Raw genomic sequence first — 22,233 nt, forward strand, 5'->3', positions numbered from 1 at the left:
ATCGCTCTGCAAGCGCCGAAGCGGGTGCAGACAGCGCCGGAACATGACAGAACAAGGAACCCGAGCTTGGCCGATTGCCAGGTCGGGAGTGAGGCAGGCCGCGTGAAATTTTCTGGCTGCCCTGCGCTTCGGAGCACACCTTCGCTACGCCCCTCGTAGGAGCCGGCTTGCCGGCGAAGGGGCTCGCGAGACCTGCATCGCCGGGGCCGACGCCTTCGCTGGCAAGCCAGCGCCTACGGACCGGGCCGGACGCGGTCAGGTCAGGTCGGGGTGTGCGGTTCAGGTCACCAGCTGGTTGATCTCGATGATCGGCAGCATCACCGCCATCACGATCACCAGCACCACCCCCCCCATGACCACGATCATCAGCGGTTCGAGCAACGCGGTCATGCCCATGGCCCGGCGTTCGATATCCCGCGACAGGGTCAGGGCCGCCCGCTCCAGCATCGGCGGCAAGGCCCCGGTCTTTTCACCACTGGCGATCAAGTGGATCAGCACCGGCGGGAAGACTTTCTCCACCCGCAGCGCAGCCGCTAGGTTGGCCCCCTCGCGCACCTTGGCCGTGGCCTCGCTGACGCTCTGGCTCAGGCGGTCGTTGGACAGGGTCTGGCGCGCCGCGTCCAGGGCCCGCAGCAGCGGCACCCCGGCGCCACTGAGAATCGCCAGGGTCGAGGCGAAACGCGCGGTGTTCAACCCCAGGACAAAACGCCCGAACAGCGGCAGGCGCAGAATCCGGCTGTGCCAGCTCAAGCGTGCCCGGGGATTGCGCAGGTACAGCCGCCACCCCCAGAACCCCGCCACCAGGGCGCCGAAACACTGGATGCCCCAGGCACGAATGAAGTCGCTGGCGTTGAGCATGGCCAGGGTCAGCCCAGGCAGGTCCTGGCGCGCCTGGGAAAAGGCGCTGACCACCTGGGGCACCACATAACTGAGCAGAAAGATCACGATGCCGATGGACACCAGGCCCACCACCCCGGGGTAGATAAAGGCGGTGAGGATCTTGCCCCGCAGGCCGTTGCGCTCCTCGATATAGTCCGCCAGCCGCTCCATGACCTGGGCCAGGTCGCCGGACTCTTCACCTGCGGCAATCAGTGCCCGGTAGATTTCCGGAAAGTCCCGGGGCCGCGCCGCCAGGGCCTCGGCCAGGCGCATGCCGCTGCGCACATCCGCGCGCACCGCGCTCAGGGTCTGGGCAATGTGCTTGCGCTCGGCCTGCTCCACCGTGGCACTGAGCGCCGCCTCCAGAGGCAGGCTGGCCCCCAGCAGGCTGGCCAGCTGGCGCGTGGCCCAGGCCAGGTCGTTGTCGCTGAGCCTGGGGCTGAAGAGCCCCCCAGCTGCGCCGCTGTCTGGGTTGCTGTCCAGTTGCACCTGCAGCGCGGTCAGGCCGCGGCTGCGCAGGCTGGCGAAAGCCGCGCCCTGGCTGTCGGCTTCCAGGTGGCCGGACTCGATCTTGCCGAGGGCGTCGGCAGCTTCGTAGCGATAGCGATTCATCAGGCGTCCCGTGTCACACGTAGGATTTCTTCCGGTGCGGTGGCGCCGCTGCGTACCCAGCGCTCGCCGTCCTCACGCATGCTCAGCATCCCGGCCCGCCGCGCGGCGGCCCGCAGGGCCTGCTCATCGGCGCCCTGGTGGATCAGGCTGCGGATGTCATCGTCGATGCAGAACAGCTCATGAATCCCGGTGCGGCCGCTGTAGCCGATGTGGTTGCAGGCCGGGCAACCCAGCGGGTGCCAGGTGCCGGGATTGGCCGGATCGGCTTGCTTGCACTGGTTGCACAAGCGCCGCACCAGCCGCTGGGCCAGCACCCCGAGCATTGACGAGGCCAGGAGGAACGGCTCCACCCCCATGTCGATCAGGCGGTTGACTGCCGACACCGCGTCGTTGGTGTGCAGGGTGGCCAGCACCAAGTGCCCGGTAAGCGAAGCCTGGACCGCGATCTGCGCGGTTTCCAGATCGCGAATCTCGCCGATCATGATCACGTCCGGGTCCTGGCGCAGGATCGCCCGCAGCGCCAGGGCGAAGGTCATGTCGATCTTGGCGTTGACCTGGATCTGGCTGATGCCCGGCAGGTCGTATTCCACCGGGTCCTCGACGGTGAGGATATTGCTGGTGCTGGCATCCAGCCGGGCCAGGGCGGCGTAGAGACTGGTGGTCTTGCCGCTGCCGGTGGGCCCGGTGACCAGGACGATGCCGTGGGGCTGGCGGATCAGGCCATCCAGACGCGCCAGCAGGTCCGGGTCCATGCCCAGGGTTTCCAGTTGCAGGCGCCCGGCCTGCTTGTCCAGCAGCCGCATCACCACCCGCTCGCCGTGGCCAGTGGGCACCGTGGACACCCGAATGTCGATGGGCCGGCCGGCCACCCGCAAAGCGATGCGGCCGTCCTGGGGCAAGCGTTTTTCGGCGATATCCAACTGGGCCATGATCTTGATCCGCGACACCAGCGCCCCGTGCAGCGCCTTGCGTGGCGAGACCACATCGCGCAGGGTGCCGTCGACCCGGTAGCGCACCACCGAGTGGGTTTCAAAGGGCTCGATATGGATATCACTGGCCTCATCACGCGCGGCCTGGGTAAGCAAGGCGTTGATCATGCGGATCACCGGGGCGCCGTCCTGGGTGTCCAGCAGATCGGTGATTTCCGGCATGTCCTGCATCAGGCGGTCCAGGTCCACCTCATTCTCCGCGGCCCCGACCACCGCTGCGGCGCTGCCGGTGTCGGCGTAGGCAGTGGCCAACAGACCGTCGAGCTCGTCGTCGCGGATGCGTTCCAGGCGTGCGGGGCCGAACTGGCGGCGGGCTTCGCTGATGGACCAGCCGGGGGTCGAGGGGCAGACCAGCAGGGTGGCGCCCTGCTCGCTGTGGCGCAGGAGAATGCGTTGGGATTTGGCCCAGGCGTAGGGGAGCTGGGTGGTCATTGCTTGTGCCTCCTGGTGGGGTGCATATCCGGTGGTGCGGGTGGGGCTGAATACGGTTTTTGTTCTTACCGCGGGGTTGGGTACATATCCGTTCCTGCGGGTGTGGCCACTTAGGGTTCCGCTCTTACAGCGGGTTTGGGTACATATCCGTTCTTGCGGGTGCGGCCGCTGGCGGTTCCGCTCTTACAGCGGGTTTGGGTACATATCCGTTCTTGCGGGTGCGGTCGCTTACGGTTCCGCTCTTACAGCGGCTCACTTTTGAAAAGCGCAAAAGTAAGCAAAACGCTCTGCCCCTCCACTCGGTGCCTCGCCTAGGCTCGGCATGCCCGAACTCCGGCATTGATCCGTGGGCCGCCGCCACCGGCCATCCATGGCCGGGTGGCGGCTAACCCGGCGTCCTGCCGGGTTACCCACGGCTCAATGCCTGCGTTCGGCCATCGTGGTTAACGGGGCGTTCAGATCAAGATCAAAAGCCAGAGCAAGATCAAAATCTGACGGCGGCCTGCCGGCCGGCCTGTTTCATTGCCGTTCGCGTTACATGTAGCCGCTGCCGAAGGCTGCGACCGGCTCCGCAGGAGACGCTAAACCTGCCTCCCCAATGTTCCTGAACCACCGCGCCGCCTGGTTTTGCGAGCGCGAGCGCTCGTTCGCAGCCTTCGGCAGCGGCTACAAGGAGCCGGCCTGCGCACCTTGGCTTTTGATCTTGATCTTGATCTTCAGGCCCCTTCCCAGCCGGCCGAGCGTAGGCGTTGCGTAGGGGGCAGCTCGGCATGGATGCCGAGCTAGCCGCCACCCGGCCATGGATGGCCGGTTGGCGGCGGGCCCCCGGAGCAATGCCAGAGAGAGGGAACCCCGAGCCCCAGCGAGGGGCCCATGGAGGGGCAAGCGTTTTTGGTTCCTTTTTAGGCGTTTGTAAAAAGGGACTCGCCGTAAGGGCGAAACCATAAGCAGCCGCACCCGCAGCAACGGATATGTACCCCCTCCATTGGCCATCAAAGCCCCCGCAAAAGTGGCCATGACCACAACAACGGACATAGGCTCCATGCCTCTGAATGAACACCTTCATTGCACCGGCACCGCCCTGATCGTCGCCCGCGGCCCCTGCCCAACCCCAGGCGTCTGCAACGAAACCGGCACCGCCCCCGGAATCGCCTTCGCCGCCGAAGGCAACTGCGGCGCCTGCATATCCGGCATCGCCCAACTGCGCTCCGGCTGCAACTCCCCCTGCGCCCGGCGCATGAAGTCGTAACGATTGAGGGTAATGCTGCGCCCCGCGCCACTGTCACGAATGATGTAGGGCCGCAGGAACACCATCAGGTTGGTCTTGGTAATGCTGCGCTTCTCATTGCGAAACAATGCCCCAAGTCCAGGAATACTCGACAGCCACGGCACCGCGTCATTGCTCTGGCTGTAACCGTCCTGCAGCAACCCCCCCAGCACCATGATCTGCCCGTCATCCAAGAGGATGCTGGTATCGATCGCGCGTTTGTTGGTCACGGTCCCGGCATCCACCGAGGCGCGAGGATCAACGCTGCTGACTTCCTGGTAGATGTCGAGCTTGACCGTGCCACCCTCGGAAATCTGCGGCCGCACATTGAGCTTCAGGCCCACTTCTTCACGCTGCACGGTCTGGAACGGGTTGTTGCTGGTGCCGCCGCCTCCGGTGACATAGCTGCCGGTGACAAAGGGAATGGTCTGGCCAACAAAAATGCTCGCCGCCTCGTTGTCCAGGGTCAAAAGATTCGGCGTCGACAACACGTTGGTCCCGCCCTTGCTCTTCAACGCTCGGGCCAGGACCTTGAGGTCCAGCACCTTGCCGATCCCCGGGATGTCCACGGTGCCGTTGACCACGCCGATGTTCAGGCCCTTGGGCAAGACGTCGATGCTGATCTTGCTGGCCGGTGTCCCCAGCAGCCCGCTGCCGCCGAGGTTGACCCCGCCAAAGCCGCCACGCCCACCCAGGTTGCCGGCCTGCCACTGCACGCCGAATTCGCTGGCGTCGTCCTCGCCCACTTCGACGATCAGGCTTTCGATCACCACTTGGGCGCGACGCTGGTCGAGCTGGTCGATGACTTCCCGCAGGTTGCGGTACAGCGGGTCCGGGGCGGAAATCAGCAAGGTGTTGGTGGTGGCGTCGGCCTGGATGGTGACCCCGCCGGCGCTGAAGGCGGTGTTCTGATCCGTTGCCTGGCCAGTGCCGCTCAAGCCGCTGCCGGAGTTGCTGCCCTGGCCGTAGGCACTGCTGCCACTGCTGCTGACGTTGCCGCTGCCGGTGGGCGTGCCACTGCTGTTCTGGGTCGGGCTCTGGCCGCTCTGGCTGTTGCCGCCCATGCCGCTGAGCATGGCCCGGGCACCGTCGCTGCTGCCACTGTCGCTTTCGCCGGTCAGCAGCCCGCGCAGGGCCTGGGCCAACTTGCCGGCCTGGGCGTTGCGCAGGTAGACCACGTGCAGGTTGCTCGGGTTGCTCTGGGCGTTGTCCAGTTTGTAGATCAGGTTGCGCGCCAGCTCGGTGCGCTCCGGGCTGCCGGCACGGATGATGATGGAGTTGGAACGCGGGTCGCCAATCACGCTGATTTTCTGGGTCTGGTCGGCGCCCTGGGTTTCCAGCAGTTCGGCCACCATGGTCGCGATGTCCACGGCGATGCCGTTCTGCACCGCTACCACATCGGTGTCGATGGCGCTGGGGGTGTCGATGCCGTCGATGATCTGCGCGACTCGCTGCAGGTTCTCGGCATAGTCGGTGACCACGATGCTGTTGTTGCCCGGGTAGGCGTTGATCGGGTTGTTCGGCGAAACGATAGGCCGCAGCACCGGGATCAGGTTCACCGCATTTTCGTATTGCAGGCGAAAGGTGCGGGTCAGCATGCCGTTGCCCGCTGGCTTGTCGGCGCTGTAGATCGGTCCGCCCAGCAGCTTGGCATCGGCCTCCGGCACCACCTGGGCCACGCCGCCCACGTCCACCACGGAAAAGCCCTGCATGCGCAGCGCCGCCAGCAGCATGTCGTAGGCCTGGTGGGCCGGCACCTGGCCTTCGCTGACCAGGGTCAGGCTGCCCTTGACCCGCGGGTCCACCAGGAACTGCTGGCCGGTGGAGCGGGACAAGGCCCGCACCACCGCCTGGATATCGGCGTCGACGAAGTTCAGTTGCACCGGCTGATTGCCCAGGGGGTTGCGCGGCACGCTGGTGCTGCGCGGGCTGCTGTGGCCGCGACTGCTGTTGGTCACCGGATGCAGGACTTTCGGCCGCTGAGCCTGCTGTGCCTGCAAGCGCTGGCGATCCAGCAGGGCATCGCCGCTGCGCTGGGTATTGGCCAGGGGCTGGCCCAGTTCGCTGTCCACCAGCAAGGGCGGCGGCGTGGTGGACGGGGTGTTGCTGCAGGCCCCCAACGCCAGCAGCAGAAAAGGTGCGGCCTTGCGACACTGGCGCACGTAATTGCAACCTGACCACTTCATGAAGCTTCCTTAGCGCCCTGCGCCTGATCCATGCGAACGGTCCCGGACAGTGTGCCTGCCGAGTCTTGGGCGGCGGCCGCGGCTGCGCGTTGCAGCCGGGCCTCCACCACCTGCAGTGAAAGCTGCCGGGGAGCCCCCAGCAGCCAGCCGACCACGGCATCCGCCGGGGCCTGCTCAAAGGTCAACCGCCAGCTCTCGGGGCCGGCTTCATCAGGCTGTTGCAACTGGTAGTGGTCCTTGAGCCCGGCGCCGTCCAGGGTCTGGCGCAAGGATTGCTCAAGGCTCGCGCCCCGGCTTTCAGGGCCCGCCGCCTCGTGCAACAGCACTTCCAGGGCCTCAGCCTGGGCGCGCAGCTTCGGCGTCTCGGCTTGCCAGTAATCGATCGTCTTCAGCGGCGGCTGGATCAGCAGCCACCACAGCAACAGCCCCAGCACGCCCAGGGCGGTGGCGCTGAGCAGGCGTTTTTCCCGCAGCGCCAGAGTGTTCCAGTGGGCCTGGAACTGGGTCCGCAGACGCGACCAGCGCGCCTGATACTGCGCCAGCCTGGCCTTATTCATCTTCAGCTCCCGGGGGGGTGTCGGCGACGTTGGCCGGCTCGTCTGCGGCCGGGCTCAGGCTCCAGCCATTGCCCTGCGCCCGGACGCTGTAGCCGGCCTGGGTCAAGGCGCCCTGCCAGGCGCTGTCGGCGCTCTTGGGCGTGTCCGGCAGCAGCTCCAGCTGCAAGCGGTCCTCGGCGAAACTCAGGCTCTGCACGCTGCCCACCATGAAGGGCATGGCGCTGCCGGCCTGCTGCAACAGACGGCTGAACACCTGGGTCGGGTCAGCCGCCCCGCTCTGCTGCGCCGCCAGTTGCTGGCGGGCCTGTTGCAGGGGATTGAGCACTACCGGCAACTGAGGGAACACCTGCTTGACCCGCTGACTCATCTGCGCCTTGAGCCGCTGGCCCTGCTCGGCCTCACGGGCGGCATACAGGTTCAGCCCCACGACCCAGACCAGCACGGCCAGGGCGCAGCACCCCAGGGCCCGGCCCCAGCCTTGGACCTTCACGCCCCCCGCCACAGCGCCAGCGTGCAAGCCCCATCCCGGCAGCGGGCCGCTCCAGCGTTGCTCGCCCGGCAGCAGTTGGCAGGCCGGCGGCGCGGCATCGCCGATCCAGCCCACCTCACAGCCCGAAGCCCGCAACTGCTCCAGGGTTTCTTCCACCAGCGGCTGCACGCTGCCCTGCCCGCTGCTCTGGCGCAGCAGCAGCTGGCCATCGAGCAGGCACAGGTTGGCTTGCCCCGGCGGCGGCACCGGCAAGGCATAAGGCGCCGGGTACAGCCCCTGAAGCTTCAGGCCGGCCTGTGCCAACAGACGCCCCAGGGCTTGCAGTGCGGTCTTGGGCAACCAGCTCAGGGCCACCTGCCCCTGGGCATCCCGGGCGCCATGGGCCACGTGCATCTGCTCACTGGGGCCGAGGATCAGCGCCTGGGCGGCGCAGTCCACCGCGGCCTTGATCCGCGCCGCCGGCAACTGAGGCAATTCGATATGGGTCAGCAGGCTGTCCAACGGATGCAGGAAGCACTCCACCAGCACCGGCTTGCCACCCTGGGCCAGTTGCCCCAGGGGACAGCGACCGATCTCCCCCGCCCGGCCACTGCGATCAAGCCGGGCGAAGTCCACCGGGCAGGCCAATGGCGGCTCAGCCGCGATCAGTTCGGCCAGGGGCGGCAAGGCGATGCGCAAGCGAATCATGCCCCCACCCGCGACCAGATCACCTGGGGCATGCGGTCCTCGGGACGGTGCAACAGGGCCTCCAGGCTGACCCGGCGCTGATCGCGGCGAGCCCGGCCCTGGAGCAGGAACCATTCGCTGGTGATGCCGATCTTGATCTGTTCCAGGGCCAGGTGCGGCATGCGTAGCCGGTTGAGGAAGTCGCCACGGTTGATGAACCAGTGCCCGGCATCACGCTCCGCCACCAGGGCCTTGGCCCGGGACAGTGGCAGCCCCGGCACCGCCGCCGTCAGTACCTCGGCACTGGCGGTGTTGCCGTTGATCCAGGTGTTGCCCGGCAGGATGCTGACGTAGGGTTCAAGACGGGCCAGCCGGGCCTCGTCCAGACCCTGTATGCCCCGCAGCTCGTCCAGGCTGCGCAGCATCGGCTGACGGGGCGGCAAGGTCTGGGTCGCCGCGCCCGGAGACGTCAGGCGACCGCTGTTGAAGCTGCCCGGTTGGCTGGCGGCGTGCGCTGTGCTGCCCAAGCGCTGGGGATAGGAAGCGATCACCCGCTGGCTGATGCGTCGGCTCAGGGCGCTGTCGATGCCGATCAGCTGACACAGCTGTTCGAAGGCCTGCAACTGCACCGGGTCCACTTGCTGGTTGAACACCAGATTGCGCAGGTTGAACTTGCCTTGCAGGTCTTGCAGGCGGCCCTGGAACCCCGCGTTGAAGCCGCCCAGGGCCTGATCGCCGATGGGCCGTGCCCAGGCCTGGTCGAGTCGGGTCAGGACGTCACGCTGACGGGCGTCCCAGAGCAATTGCCGGCTGTATTCCAGGCCGCCCTGCAACACCCCGATCCCCACCACCCGCGCCTGCTCGGCTTCCACGCTGCGGGTCAAGGTGCTTTGCCGGGAGAGCATGGCGGCGGCCAGCACCGCCACCACCGCGGCGATCAGCAAGGCGCTGATGATGGCCATGCCACGCTGCTTCGCCGCATGGGGCGAATGGCTGTTCATGGCCGGCCTTACAGCTGCCAGGAGCCGATATCGGCATTCACGCCGTCGCCATCGGGCTGGCCGTCGGCACCGAGGGAGAACACATCCACCTCACCATTGGCCCCCGGGTTGAGGTAGTGATACGGACGGCCCCAGGGATCGTTGGGCAGCCGCTCCAGGTAGGAGCGCCAGTTGCTGTCCTTGGCATTGGCCGGACGCTCCACCAGCACCTTGAGGCCCTGGTTCATGTTCGGGTAGCTGCCGTGGTCGAGGCGATACAGCTTCAAGGCTTGCATCAGGCCGGCGATGTCCTGCTTGGCCGCCGTGGCCCGGGCCTGGTCCGGACGGTCCAGGACCTTGGGCACCACCATCACGGCCAGAATCCCGAGGATGACCACCACCACCATGATCTCGATCAGGGTGAAGCCACGCTGGCTTCGGGGTGCTGCGGTTGAGGTGACAGGCGCGATATCCATCTCGACATTCCTTGGCTTGAGTTCGATTCGTCGCGCAGTGTTGCAAGAAGATATGTCAGTGGTATTGAAAAACCTCGGGAGTTTCAGTCGCCATTCGGTCAAGCCCGCAGGCTAGTCTGCGAGGCTGTTTCCCAGTCGCGAGGGGCCCATGCGAGCCGTGTCCAAACAAGCTGGATTTACCCTGATCGAGGTGCTGGTGGCCCTGGCCATCATTGCCGTGGCGATGGCCGCGGCAGTGCGCGTGGCCGGGCTGATGACCCAGAGCAACGGCCTGCTGCGGGACAAGTCCCTGGCCTTGCTGGCGGCGCAGAGCCGGCTCGCCGAGTTGCGCCTGGAAGGCCGTTTGCCCAGCGGATTGAAGAGCGTCGATTGCGACCAGGGGCGCCTGAAGCTGCGCTGCGAACAGGCGATTGGCGCCGCGACCGCGCCCGGGCTGGTGCGGGTCAGCGTCCAGGTGCGCGAGCGCAGCCGCGAGGCGCCGCCCCTGGCCCGCCTGGAAACCCTGATCAGCCGGCCCCAGGCGCCGCGCCAGTGAGGGTCAGCGTGTCAGCCGTGGCAGCAGCGGCGAGTCCGGCAGCTTGCTGACCTTGATCCGCGACTGTTCGCCGCCGCGCTCGATCAGCACGCCGTCGGCCTCGACGGCGGCCAGGCGCACCCCTTGGGTCAGTTGCTCGCCGGCCAGGAAGCTGCGCGGCGGACCGTCGTTCAGGCTCAGGATCGCCACCGCGCCACGGGCGCCGGCCATGACCCCAGACACCTTGATATCCACCTGCACCGGCTGGTTGGCAAACCACTGCAAGGCCGGGTTGTCGGAGCGCGCGGCGAGCACCTGGGGCGCCACTGCCGGGGGTTGGGATTGCGCCGGGGTCAGCAGCAGCGACGACCAGGTGGCAACACCGGCCAGGGCCGCCAGCAACGCCGCGTATTGCAGCAACCGGGGGGCGTCAAGGCGCGACGGAAATGACATGGCACGTAGCATCGGCGGGACCTCCTGTTTGTCCGTTGCCACAGCCTACCGCTCAATTCTCACGGTTTTATTTCACTGCACGATCATCTGCGTCGGGCACGCCAGTCCCGTCGCCAAGGAGCACAAGGTGCGACACACAGGCAAGCAACAGGGCTTTACCCTGATCGAACTGATGGTGGTGCTGGTGATCATCGGCATCGCCAGCGCCGCCGTGGGCTTGAGCATCCGCCCCGATCCGCTGCAGACCCTGCGCAAGGACGCCGAAGGCCTGGCCCAGTTGCTGCAAGTGGCCCAGGCCGAAGCCCGGGCCGACGGCCGGCCGATCACCTGGCGGGCCACGGCCAAGGGCTATACCTTCAGCCGCCGCGAGGACGAGGGCAGCGGCATCGACGACTTTCGCCACGACCGGCAACTGCGGCCACGGCAGTGGCAAAGCCCGACGCTGCAGGTGCATATCGAGCCCAGGCAGCGCCTGGTACTGAACGCCGAATGGATCAACCCGCCACTGCAGGTGGTGCTGTCCGACGGCCAGAACAGCTTGCGGGTAGAACGCAGCGCCAGCGGCCAGTTGCGGGTGGTGAGCCAGCCATGACGACACAACGCGGCTTTACCCTGATCGAGGTGATGGTGGCGATCATGCTCATGGCGCTGGTCAGCCTGATTGCCTGGCGCGGCCTGGACAGCGTCACCCGGGCCGACAGCCATCTGCGGGCCAGTACCGAACAGACCGAGGAACTGCTGCGCAGCCTCAATCAGCTGGAGCGCGACGTGGCCTTGCGGGCCGCTTCCCAGTTGCGCGAACCGAGCCTGGGCGAGACCGACGAAGCCGAACCCGACAGCCCTGCCCCGCTGAGCGTGCGCAGTTCCGACAGCAAGGGCTTTCGCCTGGAAGTGATCCGCAGCGCCCCCGCCCCGGGGGTTGGCTTGCAACGCGTGCGCTGGTGGCTCAAGGGCGACACCCTGTACCGCGCCGAGGCCGAGGTTCGGGACCGCTATCCCTTGCCGGCGCCCAAGAACGGAGTGGCCGTGCTCGGCCGGGTCAGCGACTTGCAGGTACGGGTCTGGAACCCTGACAAAGGCTGGCGTCAACTCAGTGGCAATCGCCAGGACAATCCCCCGGGCCTGGAGATCCGCCTGGTGCGGCAAACACCCCAGGGCGAAGAGCGCTACCGGCAAGTGCTAGGGCCCTTGCTCTAACACGCTGCGGGTTCGAAGCGCTGAGGGTTCTACGCGAGATCGCCAGGCAAGGCCCTGCGGGCCTTTTCGCAGCCTCGCCACGGGCTCGGCAGCGGCTACAGGGCCAATGTCGATCCGGAGTTTCTGTAGCCGCTGCCGCAGGCTGCGAACGGCTTGGGCGGCATTCCGACGCAGGAGACGCAGGGATCTCGCGGGGGGTCAGCTGAGCAGTACCACGCCACCGGGCAGCTCGGTGCATTTGGCGCCATAGGCGTCGCGAATCAGCAAGGCCACGCCCGCCAACTGGTTGAGGTTGAAGCGCGCCTGGACCTTGCGCTGGCCCAACTCGGCATTGAGCAGCACCAGCATCCCCGGACGATAGCGGTTGATCTCGCTGATCACGGTGTTGAGGCTGGCGTTGTCGAACACCAGCACCTGCTCGCGCCAGGCGATCACGCTGCGGGGGTCCACGGCGATCGGCTCGCCCACCGCCCTGGCGTCGTAGGTCAGTTGTCGGCCACTGTCCAGGCGAATGCTGCGCCCCGCCACTGCCACTTGCAGGCTGCCTTCGATGCAGGTCACGCACACCTGATGATCGGTGTTGCGCAAATTGAAGCGCGCCTGGCGCGCACTCAGCCAGCCATCTCCGGCCTGGACCTTGAGCGCCTGGGTGCTGTGGCTGAAGACTTCCACCTCGCCCTCCAGCAGTTCAATGCCCTGCTCGCCCGCGCCTGGGTCGCGGCGGCTGATGCGGGTCTGGGTATTGAGCTCCAGGCGCATGCCCTCGGCCAGGTCCACCCGCCGCTGCTCACCGACGTCGGTGGCGAAATCCGCGGTCAGCCCGGCAAAGCCGCCCGGGACAGTGAACCGCACCATGAACAGCGCCGCCGACGCCGCAATCGCGCCACCCAGGAACGCCCGACGCCCCAAGTGCCGGGGTCGGGACTGTTGCTCCAGCTGCTGGGCTGCCGGTTGCAGGCAGTGCCACAGGGCCTTGGTGTGCTCGAAGGCGGCCGCGTGCTGCGGGCTTTGTGCGCACCATTGGCGCAGCGCCCGGGCGTCGGCCACGGTGGCCCGACCCGAAGTCAGGAGGACCAGCCAGTCCTGGGCTTCCCTCAGCAGTTGCGGGTCCGCCGAGGCCTGGGGGGTGCAGATGCTAAAAATGTTCAAGCGCGCAGGTACTCACGGATTGATCAGGGACTCTTTGTCTAGGACAGTTTTCCGGCCCCGGGACCGAACCGCTGAATGACTTTTCTTTCAAGGCGCAAGGCGCAATGGCCCAGGGCAGCCTTGATTTCTTTCTCCACCATCCGTGTGGAAATGCCGAAACGCTGGGAAATTTCCAGGTGCGGCGCCTCTTCCAGGCGCGCGGCGATAAAGATCTTGCGCCGCCGCGCCGGCAGTTCGTAGAGGGCTTTGAGCAGGGTCTGGATTTCTTTCTGGCCGCCCACCACCCGCGACGGGTCCAGGGTGTCATCGGCGATGTGCAGCAGTTCCTCGACCTCGTCGCCGGTCAGCAGCCGGGCGTCGGACTGGCGGCGGTCGGCGGCAATGTTCAGGGCCATGCGATAGAGGTAGGCATTGGGTTGCAGCAGGTTGGGCGGCTCTTCCATGCGGTCGACCCGCAGGTAGGTTTCATGCAGGACGTCGTTGGCCAGGTCCTCGGAGCCCAGGCGCCTGCGCAAGCGCACCCGAAAGTCCTCGTAGGACGTCAGGAACAGCCTGACCATCGCACTCTGTGCGGTATTTTTCATACCCCGGAAGCTCCTTCCCATTCCCTGCAGTCCATGCGTTTCCCTGTTGTGTCCGGTATCAAGAGTAAGGTCAGCGGCTGGCGCAGCGAGCTGGGCGCCTGGCGCTGAACCCGGGTGTCGGCCAGGCGCTGCACCAAGGCTTCATCGCGCTGCAAGTCGCCGGTGGAGCTCACCAGGCGGCTGTGCTGCACCCGGCCATCGGCGCCGATCCACAGTTGCAGCAAGGCGCGAAAGCGGCCCGGACGGGTCAGCGCCGAACCACACAGACTGTGCTCCACCGCCTGTTGCACGGCACTGGCATAACTGCTGTTGAGCCGCGCCGCCCGGCTGCTTCCCGCACCCGGTAGCGGCGTGGCCGGCGTGGCCTGCGGCACCTGCAGGGTGAAGGCATCGCTGCGGGCATAACGGGCCATCAGGCCACTGCCCGCCAGCAGGCGACTCAAGCCCTCCTGAGCGCTGTAGCGGCCCTTGATCCCCACCGACCGCCGCCCCCGGGTCAACTCCCGATCCACCAGCACCGCCATTCCTGTGGCGCGACTGAACAGCTCCAGGGCATCCACCAGGTTCTGCGCCGGAATCTCCAGCGTCAGCAAGGCCTGGGAATCCACCCGGGGCGGTCCCTCGACAGCGGGCTGGCCCCAGCCCTGCGGCATCAACGCCAGCAGCACGAACCCCAGCACACAGGTCGCCAAGCCCCCGTGCAATGAAGTCCATCGCCCGACCTGCGCGCTGCGTCGCTGCACTGCAGTCCAATCCCTAAAAGCGTCATCCTGAGGCCAGTTTATGAATCTGGTGTTACGGCCACGGCAAAAAAACCATCACTTTTTCAGTCATCGGTTTGCACTACACTCGGCCGGCATCGAGGCCCGCTTTCCCGGGTCTGCCAGGAGGCCAGGATGAATCGTTCAAGCCAATACGCCGCCACCTTGTTGCTGTGCGCCCTGCCCTGGACGCTGCAGGCCGAGGAGGCCCGCGAGGGTTGTGTGGAAGTCAGCGTCGGCGGCTACAAGGCCCCCGACTACAAATGCCTGAGCAAACAGATGGGCAACGACCCGGACGCCGTCAAGGCGGCCCAGGCCAATCAACAGGCCATGGAGGACCCGGTGCACAAGCGCCCGCCGAACCAGGTCGGGCTCTCGACACCGGCCGCCACCAGCGTGCGCATGGGTAATACCTTCGGCACTTCGGTCAAGCCGCAACGGCCCTGAGGGCCAGTTCCTCCACCCTCAAGCGGCCACTATCGGGATTGCGCCCCTATACCGGCCGTTAACCTCGGCCGCGCTAGATTGCTGCACCCAAACATCGGTGCCAGCAACCTGCCACGCCGCCATTCGTGCACGCGTTCGAGTGCTGGCCACCATACCGTCGGCTTTTTTGTGTGTTGTGAACATGGAAAGCGTTCAAAAACAAATCTGGCAACGACCCGGCCTGAGTATTTTCCTGGTGGCCCTGGTGCTGCTCATGGGCCTGCAATACAAACCGGCCGTCCTCAACTACACCACGCGCTTCGTCGACTTCGCCGACTACATGCTGCAGCACGGCATGACGCTGTTCCCCATCGCCGAGGATCTGCAGCCGTATCCCGACTACACCGTTGTCAACACGGTGCTGGTCTACCTGGCGTCGCTGCCCTTCGGCCAGCTGTCCGTGCTGTCGATGGGCCTGCCCCTGTGCATTGCCGCGTCGCTGATGCTGGTGTTCATCTACAAACTGGGGGCCCTGCATGAGCAGAAATGGGGCGTCTGCGGCGTGCTCTTTGCGCTGTTCACCTGGGCGTTCCTGGACAGCGTCAACTCCCTGGCCCTGGACATCTACCCCGCCCTGATCACCGCGGGCTGCTTCTACCTGGCCTACACCGCCGATCTCAAGCAACAGCGCGCACGCCTGGCGCTGGTATTGCTTGGGCTGATCCTGGGCTTTGCCCTGCGCGGGCCGATCGGCATGATCGGCCCGGCACTGGTGGTCGGCACCTATTACCTGCTGAGCCGGCAGTGGCGGACCCTGGTCGGGTTCTCGCTGCTGAGCGGCCTGCTGTTCGCCGCCGGGGTCGCCCTGCTGGCCTGGGCCGCCCAGGTGCAGGGCGGTGACGCCTTCATGCAGCAAGTGCTGGAGATGCAGGGCCTGGGCCGGATCGCCAGCAATCACTCGCCACGCTATTACTTCTACTTCAGCATCGGGCTGATCACCTACAGCTTCACCGCGTTCTACGCCCTGTGCGTCATGGTCAGAAGCGCCAGGCCGGGGTTCAGCGCGCCGCCGCCGTCGGCACCGCGCCTGCTGCTGTACCTGGGCGCCTGGTTCTTGGTGCTGATCCTGTTCTTCAGCATTCCCAACTCGAAGAAGGCGCGTTACATCGTGTCCATCACCCCGGCCATTTCCCTGCTGGCGGCCTATATATTCGTCGACCCCAACGGCCTGTTCAGCGCCACCCGCAAACGCCTGCTGCGCCTGTGCCTGAACCTGCCGGCCTGCGGCGCGGTCCTGGCGCTGCTGGTACTGGGCTACAACGCGTTTGCCGCCCAGCCCTTGCAGCCCAACTTCGCCGGTGTGTTCGCAAGCTTTGTCCTGCTCAGCGGCGTGCGCTACTGGATCGGCCGGCAATACGCCGAGCACCGGCATTACGAGGTGATCGTCCTGGCGTTCGGCGTGGCGGCGTTTCTCTTGCTCGATGGGTTCTTCTTCAACGCCATCACCTATCACCTGGAACTGGCCAATGAACCAACGCCCAAATTCCTGCCTTACTGGTTCTGGTAAGCCCGGGACACTGGGCGGCGGGCAATCCGGGGCGCTGCTTGCAACGCGCGCGCAAGATTTGGTAACACTCCCGCTGGCCAGCGACCATGAAACCGAACTGGCACAGTGCTGTCACATCGCAATCGGTAACGGCAGCGGTCGTCCGGCGGCGCCCGGCCCAGGTGGCGGGCGCCGCGCATCACTGCCACAGGTTACCGGCCTGGGCCTGCCGCCCATGCGCCAGGCCATACTCCATCAAGGCTGAAAGAGCGAACCATGAAGCAAAACATCCTCCTCGTATCCGTCTGTGCCGCCCTGCTCCAGGCCTGCACCCCGGCGTCCACTCCCCCTGAAGGATCCTCTTCCATGCCCGCCAGCACTGCCTCCGTCAGCGCCCAACCAGCACTGGCCGCCTACTACTGGCAACTGGTCTCGGCCAGCGACGCGGCGGGCAAACCCGTTGCCGCCCTGGACAAGGGCATCGAGCGCCAGCTGCGCCTGACCTTCACCGGGCAGAACCTCAACATCAGCGGCGGCTGCAACCGCCAGTTCGGCGGTTTCCAGTCTGAAAACGGCGTGCTCAAGGTCCAGCCCCTGGCCTCGACCATGATGGCCTGCGACCCCAGCCTGATGACCCTGGATGCCGAAGTCGGCCGCCTGTTCAAGGGCGACCTGCGCACCACCTTCGGCGGCGACGAATCGACTCCGACCCTGCAACTGACCACCCAGGACGGCACCCAGCTCAAGTTCGTAGGCCAGCCCACCCCCGAAACCCGCTACGGCAGCCAGGGCCAGACGCGCTTCCTGGAAGTGGCGGCCCAGACCGTCAAATGCAGCCACCCGCTGATCCCCGACTTCCAGTGCCTGCAAGTGCGTGAGCGCCGCTACGATGCCGCGGGCCTGCAACTGCCGACCCAGGACGCCTGGCATCCGCTGTACCAGTCCATCGAGGGTTACGAGCACCAGGACGGCGTGCGCAACGTGCTGCGGGTCAAGCAATACGAATGGAAGAACCCGCCTGCCGACGCCCCGTCCACGGTCTACGTGCTGGACATGGTGGTCGAGCAGGACGCCTCGGCCAAGACCCGCTAAGCCTTACCCGACAACCGCCTGCCGGCACCGACGCCAGGCAATAAAAAAGCCCCGTATCTTGCGATACGGGGCTTTTTTTGTTCAGGGCGGGGTCAGGCCGTTACAGCACCGACTGACCGCTCATGGCCAGGTCCAGCAGTTCCCGGTTGGCCACGGCATACATGGCGTAGTCGGTGCCGCTGGCGGCACGGATTTCCACCATCATGGCGCGCCAGCGATCAGCCATGCTGGCGTTCTGCTCCAGCCACAGGGCCACGCGGGCTTCCATGTCGTCCGGCGCATCGGCCATCTGCAGCACCTTGATGGTGATCGCCCGTTGCTGCCAGTCCACATCGTCGCGGAAGGCTTCACGGGCCTGGGCCTGCCAGTTGTTGCCCACCGGCAGATCGCTGATCTGCTGCAGGTACCACGGCAAGTCCAGGGCGCTGCCCACGGCGAAGTAGGCCTTGGCCACATCGGCCGCGCTCTGACCAGTCACGTCGGCGGCTTCGATGATCGGCAGCAGGGTGTACAGGTGAGTGGTGCCTGCAACCATGCGCGCCAGCAACTCCGGTACGCCGGCTTCGACATAGGCCTGGTAACGGTTCTGCCAGCCTTCGCGGGTCGGGCCTTCCAGCAGTTCGTCGAGCTTGAGGCCCAGGGCCGCCAGGTGCGGACCGAAGTGGGCGACATCGCGCGCGGCATCCTGCTCGTTGCGACGGCTGCGCAGGAACCAGCGGGTCGCCCGACGGCCCAGACGCATCAGCTCGTCCATCAGCTCCAGTTGCACCTGGGCCGAGACCTGGTGATCCAGGGCTTCGATCTGACGGAACCAGTGCGGCAGGTGGAAGATGTCCCGCACGATCACATAGGCACCGGCAACGTTCGCCGGGCTCATGCCGGTGGACTCCTTCAGGCGCTGCACGAAGGTGATGCCCATGTGGTTGACCAGGTCGTTGGCGATCTGGGTGCTGACGATCTCGCGCTTCAGACGATGGCGACGCATGGCTTCGGAGAACTTGGCCACCAGGCTCGGCGGGAACGCGGTCTCCATGTCACGGGTCAGGTAGTCGTCATCCGGCACCAGGGACTTGAGCAAGGCTTCCTTGAGGTCGATCTTGCTGTAGGAAATCAGCACCGACAGCTCTGGACGGGTCAGGCCCTTACCGGTCGCGGCGCGCTCGGTGAGCTGCTCCTCGGTCGGCAGGTACTCGATGGCGCGATCCAGCTTGCCGCGGCCTTCCAGGTCGCTCATCAGGCGCTTGTACTCGGCAGCACGCTCGTAGGCACGGCGCGCGGCCAGGGACAGGGCCTGGGTCTGCTTGTAGTTGTTGCCCAACACCAGGCCGCCGACTTCGTCGGTCATGCTGGCCAGCAGCTGGTTGCGCTGCTTGTCAGTCATGTCACCGGCCTGCACCACTTCGTTGAGCAGGATCTTGATGTTCACTTCGTGGTCGGAGCAGTCCACGCCACCGGCGTTGTCGATGAAGTCGGTGTTGGAACCGCCGCCATTGAGGCCGAATTCCACACGACCCAGCTGGGTCATGCCCAGGTTGCCGCCCTCGCCCACCACTTTGCAGCGCAGCTCGTTGCCGTTGACGCGCAGGGCGTCGTTGGCCTTGTCGCCGACGTCAGCGTGGCTTTCGCTGCTGGCCTTGACGTAGGTGCCGATCCCGCCGTTCCACAACAGGTCCACCGGCGCCTTGAGCAAGGCGTTGAGCAGCTCGGTCGGGGTCAGCTTGTCGGCCTGGATGTCGAAGCGCTCTTTCATCTGCGGCGAGATGGCGATGCTCTTCGCGCTGCGCGAGAAGATGCCGCCGCCTTCGGACATGATGCTGGTGTCGTAGTCGGTCCAGGCCGAACGCGGCAGCTCGAACATGCGCTTGCGCTCGACGAAGCTGGTGGCCGGGTCCGGGTTCGGGTCGATGAAGATGTGCAGGTGGTTGAACGCCGCCACCAGTTGCAGCTTGTCGGACATCAACAGGCCGTTGCCGAACACGTCGCCGGCCATGTCGCCGATGCCGACCACGGTGATGCTGTCTTCCTGGACATTGATCCCGCGCTCACGGAAGTGGCGCTGCACGCCGACCCACGCGCCCTTGGCGGTGATGCCCATCTTCTTGTGGTCGTAACCGGCGGAACCGCCGGAGGCGAAGGCGTCGCCGAGCCAGAAGCCGTAGTCGATGGCAATGCCGTTGGCGATGTCGGAGAAGGTCGCAGTGCCCTTGTCCGCCGCCACCACCAGGTACGGGTCATCGTCGTCATGCCGCACCACGTTGGCCGGTGGTACCAGGGCGCCGTCTTTCAGGTTGTCGGTGATGTCCAGCAAGCCGGAAATGAAGATGCGGTAGCAGGCGATGCCCTCGGCCGCAATCTCGTCCCGGCTGCCGCCCAATGGCAGGCGACGGGGCAGGAAGCCGCCCTTGGCGCCCACCGGCACGATCACCGAGTTCTTCACTTGCTGGGCTTTGACCAGGCCCAGGACTTCGGTACGGAAGTCTTCTTCACGGTCGGACCAGCGCAGGCCGCCGCGCGCCACGTTGCCAAAGCGCAGGTGCACGCCTTCAACCCGTGGCGAGTAGACGAAGATTTCGAACTTGGGCACCGGCTTGGGCAGCTCGGGGATCAGGTGCGGGTTGAACTTGAAGCTGAAGTAGGACTTGTTCTGGCCGTTGGCGTCGGTCTGGTAGAAGTTGGTCCGCAGGGTGGCCTTGATCAGGTCCAGGTAGCGTCGCAGGATGCGGTCTTCGTTGAGCACCTGAACGTCGTCCAGGGCGGTGAGGATCGCTTGTTCCAGACGCTGCTGCTTGTCTTCCAGGTCTTCACTGGTGAGCTTGCGCGCCAGGTAGAAACGGGTCTTGAACAACCGGGTCAACTCGCGGGCGATGTCGGTGTGGTTGTTCAGGGTGCTGGCGATGTAGCCCAGGTCGAAGCCCAGGCGGATCTGCTTCAGGTAGCGGGCGTAGGCACGCAGCAGCGCCACGTCGCGCCATGGCAGGCCGGCAGTCAGCACCAGGCGGTTGAAGGCGTCGTTCTCGGCATCGCCACGGACGATGTGGACGAAGGCGTCCTGCAGCGTGTCGTTGAGCTGCTGGATGTCCAGGTCCAGGCCTTCGGCGGCGGTGAAGGCGAAGTCGTGGATCCAGTACTCGCGGCCATTGTTGTGGCGCAGGCGGTACGGGAACTCACCCAGCACGCGCAGGCCGAGGTTTTCCAGGATCGGCAGCACGTCGGACAGCGCCAGCGGGGTGTCGGCGTGGTACAGCTTGCAATGCAGCTCGCGCTGGCCGGAGACCTGGCCCAGGGGCTGGTAGAAGCTCATCACCAGCGGGTTGGCTTCGGTGAGGCTCAGCAGGTGCTGCATGTCCACCACCGCCGAGTGCGCGGCGAAACGCTCGCGGTAGCCGGCCGGGAAGCCTTTGGGGAAGTCCGCCAGCACGTTGGTGCCGTGGGCTTCGCCGAAGCTTTCCACCACCAGGCTGGCGTAGTCGTCCTGCCAGCTGCGGCAGGCCTGCACCACTTCTTTTTCCAGCAGCAGCGGGTCGATGTCGATGCGTTGTTTCGGGTCCACCCGCAGGATCAGCTGCACGCGGGCCAGCACCGACTCGGAGAAGAAGGTCCAGAACTCGCAGTCAGTGGCTTGCAGGCGATCCATCAGCACTTGCTGGATCTTCTGCCGCACTTCGGTGGAATAGATGTCGCGCGGCACATAGGCCAGGCAGTAGCAGAAGCGACCGTACGGGTCCTTGCGCAGGAACACGCGGATCTTGTTGCGCTCCTGGATCTGCACGATGGACATCACGGTGCTGAACAGCTCGTCCACCGGGGTCTGGAACAGATCGTCCCGTGGCAGCACTTCCAGGACCTGGGCCAGTTCCTTGCCCAGGTGCGCCTTGGCCTGGAAGCCCGAGCGCTGCTCGATGACTTCCACCTTGCGGCGGATGTAGGGAATCACTCGCACGCTTTCGCCGTACACCGAGGAGGTGTAGAGGCCCATGAAGCGGCATTCCTTGATCACCTTGCCGTCGGCATCGATCTGACGGATCGAGACGAAGTCCGGGTAGGCCGGACGGTGCACGCGGCTGGGGTGCGCGGCCTTGGCGAACGACAGCGGCGTCGGTTCGCGCAGGTAGTTGACGGCGTAGTCTTCGATGCGCAGGTCATCGCTGGTCAGGCCGGCGCGCAGCAGCTTGGCCAGGCCGAGGAAGGAGCTGGGGTCATAGTCGATATGCCCGCCGTCCTGATCGGTGCCGACCACGAATTCTTCATAGCCGAGGAAGGTGAAGTGGTTGCCCACCAGCCATTCCAGGAAGCTCTTGATCTCGGTCTTTTCATCGGCAGCGATGGCGAACTGACTGTTGTCGATGCTTTCGATCAGTTCCTGGACCTTGGCCTTCATCGGCTCGAAGTCGGCCACGGCGACCCGCACTTCACCCAGCACCTGCTCCAGTTCCTTGCCCAGCACGCTGAGTTCGGCGGCATTGGCGCAGCGGTCGATCTCCAGGTACATCAGCGACTCTTGCTGCACGCCTTCGCCTTGGGTGCCCTTGGGCAGGATTTCTTGCAGCTCGCCCTTGCTGCCACGGCGCACGCTGAGCACGGTGGTCTGCAGGGTGTGGATGCTGTAGCCGCGACGGTTGAGTTCGGTACGGACCGAGTCCACCAAAAACGGCAGGTCGTGGTGCAGGACTTCCACCGCGGTGTGGGTCGACTGCCAGCCGTGACGTTCGTAATCGGGGTTGTAGACGCGCACTTGCGGTTGCGCGTGATCGAAGCGCTCAAGCAGGCGCCAGGCAGAAAGGGTGCAGCCCGCCAGGTCGGACATGCGACGCTGGGTGAGTTCGTCCAGGGAAATGATGCCGAAGAATTGTTCAGCGAACAGCGCCACTTGTGGCAGTGCCTGTTCACTGATGTGCTGGGCCAGTGCCGCTTGCAGTTGGTGCTGAAAGTCGGCCTTGCTGGCTGCGGTGAAGAACGCCATCTGTGGTACTCCGCTTG

At 65.8% G+C, this 22,233-nt stretch carries 18 protein-coding genes; 6 read left to right on the plus strand and 12 right to left on the minus strand.

Annotated elements, in window-relative coordinates:
* Nucleotides 1-279: 279 nt before the first annotated feature.
* The 7 genes from gspF to gspG form a co-directional block, all read right to left on the minus strand.
* On the minus strand, nucleotides 280-1,491 hold the full coding sequence (gene gspF / locus DWF74_RS02170; RefSeq protein ID WP_115580196.1) for a type II secretion system inner membrane protein GspF: 1,212 nt from the start codon (nucleotides 1,489-1,491) through the stop codon (nucleotides 280-282).
* Nucleotides 1,491-2,912, minus strand: coding sequence for a type II secretion system ATPase GspE (gspE, locus tag DWF74_RS02175; RefSeq protein ID WP_115580197.1), 1,422 nt, complete (start codon nucleotides 2,910-2,912; stop codon nucleotides 1,491-1,493). Before gspE ends, gspF begins: the two co-directional genes overlap by 1 nt.
* Before the next feature lie 1,062 nt (nucleotides 2,913-3,974).
* The gene (gspD, locus tag DWF74_RS02185) at nucleotides 3,975-6,365 is read right to left on the minus strand and encodes a type II secretion system secretin GspD (RefSeq protein ID WP_115580199.1); all 2,391 of its coding nucleotides are present in this window, start codon (nucleotides 6,363-6,365) and stop codon (nucleotides 3,975-3,977) included.
* On the minus strand, nucleotides 6,362-6,922 hold the full coding sequence (gene gspM, locus DWF74_RS02190) for a type II secretion system protein GspM (protein WP_115580200.1): 561 nt from the start codon (nucleotides 6,920-6,922) through the stop codon (nucleotides 6,362-6,364). The genes gspD and gspM overlap by 4 nt, the downstream gene beginning before the upstream one ends.
* Nucleotides 6,915-8,099: a type II secretion system protein GspL gene (gene gspL, locus DWF74_RS02195; protein ID WP_115580201.1), complete on the minus strand. Its 1,185-nt coding sequence runs from the start codon at nucleotides 8,097-8,099 to the stop codon at nucleotides 6,915-6,917. Before gspL ends, gspM begins: the two co-directional genes overlap by 8 nt.
* On the minus strand, nucleotides 8,096-9,079 hold the full coding sequence (gene gspK, locus DWF74_RS02200; RefSeq protein WP_115580202.1) for a type II secretion system minor pseudopilin GspK: 984 nt from the start codon (nucleotides 9,077-9,079) through the stop codon (nucleotides 8,096-8,098). The genes gspL and gspK overlap by 4 nt, the downstream gene beginning before the upstream one ends.
* Nucleotides 9,080-9,087: 8 nt before the next feature.
* On the minus strand, nucleotides 9,088-9,534 hold the full coding sequence (gspG, locus tag DWF74_RS02205) for a type II secretion system major pseudopilin GspG (RefSeq protein ID WP_102863332.1): 447 nt from the start codon (nucleotides 9,532-9,534) through the stop codon (nucleotides 9,088-9,090).
* A gap of 148 nt (nucleotides 9,535-9,682) precedes the next feature.
* Here gspG and gspI point away from each other — a divergent pair, with 148 nt between their 5' ends.
* A complete protein-coding gene (gspI, locus tag DWF74_RS02210; protein ID WP_102863331.1) occupies nucleotides 9,683-10,069 on the plus strand; it encodes a type II secretion system minor pseudopilin GspI in 387 nt (128 codons plus the stop codon).
* 3 nt (nucleotides 10,070-10,072) lie between these two features.
* Here gspI and DWF74_RS02215 read toward each other — a convergent pair whose 3' ends face one another.
* Entirely contained in the window at nucleotides 10,073-10,501 is a 429-nt protein-coding gene (locus DWF74_RS02215) for a type II secretion system protein N (RefSeq protein ID WP_240322011.1), read from the minus strand.
* 172 nt (nucleotides 10,502-10,673) lie between these two features.
* Between DWF74_RS02215 and DWF74_RS02220 the strand changes: the two genes are divergently transcribed.
* Nucleotides 10,674-11,093, plus strand: coding sequence for a GspH/FimT family pseudopilin (locus DWF74_RS02220; RefSeq protein ID WP_240322091.1), 420 nt, complete (start codon nucleotides 10,674-10,676; stop codon nucleotides 11,091-11,093).
* Nucleotides 11,090-11,698: a PulJ/GspJ family protein gene (locus DWF74_RS02225; RefSeq protein WP_110653686.1), complete on the plus strand. Its 609-nt coding sequence runs from the start codon at nucleotides 11,090-11,092 to the stop codon at nucleotides 11,696-11,698. Before DWF74_RS02220 ends, DWF74_RS02225 begins: the two co-directional genes overlap by 4 nt.
* 198 nt (nucleotides 11,699-11,896) lie before the next feature.
* Here DWF74_RS02225 and DWF74_RS02230 read toward each other — a convergent pair whose 3' ends face one another.
* From DWF74_RS02230 to DWF74_RS02240, 3 genes are read right to left on the minus strand one after another with little or no spacing between them, the layout of a single operon-like run.
* Nucleotides 11,897-12,847 (minus strand): FecR family protein, encoded by a 951-nt coding sequence (locus tag DWF74_RS02230; protein WP_115580203.1) that lies wholly within the window; start codon nucleotides 12,845-12,847, stop codon nucleotides 11,897-11,899.
* Between the two features lie 38 nt (nucleotides 12,848-12,885).
* Nucleotides 12,886-13,431, minus strand: a complete 546-nt coding sequence (locus DWF74_RS02235; protein ID WP_102863326.1) for an RNA polymerase sigma factor — start codon at nucleotides 13,429-13,431, stop codon at nucleotides 12,886-12,888.
* A complete protein-coding gene (locus tag DWF74_RS02240; protein WP_102863578.1) occupies nucleotides 13,428-14,084 on the minus strand; it encodes an STN domain-containing protein in 657 nt (218 codons plus the stop codon). Before DWF74_RS02240 ends, DWF74_RS02235 begins: the two co-directional genes overlap by 4 nt.
* Nucleotides 14,085-14,327: 243 nt before the next feature.
* Here DWF74_RS02240 and DWF74_RS02245 point away from each other — a divergent pair, with 243 nt between their 5' ends.
* The 3 genes from DWF74_RS02245 (at nucleotide 14,328) to DWF74_RS02255 (ending at nucleotide 17,256) form a co-directional block, all read left to right on the plus strand.
* Nucleotides 14,328-14,639 (plus strand): hypothetical protein, encoded by a 312-nt coding sequence (locus tag DWF74_RS02245; protein ID WP_115580204.1) that lies wholly within the window; start codon nucleotides 14,328-14,330, stop codon nucleotides 14,637-14,639.
* A gap of 181 nt (nucleotides 14,640-14,820) precedes the next feature.
* Complete coding sequence (locus DWF74_RS02250; protein ID WP_115580205.1) at nucleotides 14,821-16,185, plus strand: hypothetical protein; 1,365 nt, start codon at nucleotides 14,821-14,823, stop codon at nucleotides 16,183-16,185.
* A 345-nt stretch (nucleotides 16,186-16,530) separates the two neighbouring features.
* A complete protein-coding gene (locus DWF74_RS02255; protein WP_240322012.1) occupies nucleotides 16,531-17,256 on the plus strand; it encodes an META and DUF4377 domain-containing protein in 726 nt (241 codons plus the stop codon).
* Nucleotides 17,257-17,356: 100 nt separating this feature from the next.
* Here DWF74_RS02255 and DWF74_RS02260 read toward each other — a convergent pair whose 3' ends face one another.
* Nucleotides 17,357-22,216: an NAD-glutamate dehydrogenase gene (locus DWF74_RS02260; RefSeq protein ID WP_102863322.1), complete on the minus strand. Its 4,860-nt coding sequence runs from the start codon at nucleotides 22,214-22,216 to the stop codon at nucleotides 17,357-17,359.
* Nucleotides 22,217-22,233 lie beyond the last annotated feature (17 nt).

The organism is Pseudomonas protegens (genome assembly GCF_003363755.1).
Classification (GTDB): domain Bacteria; phylum Pseudomonadota; class Gammaproteobacteria; order Pseudomonadales; family Pseudomonadaceae; genus Aquipseudomonas; species Aquipseudomonas danubii.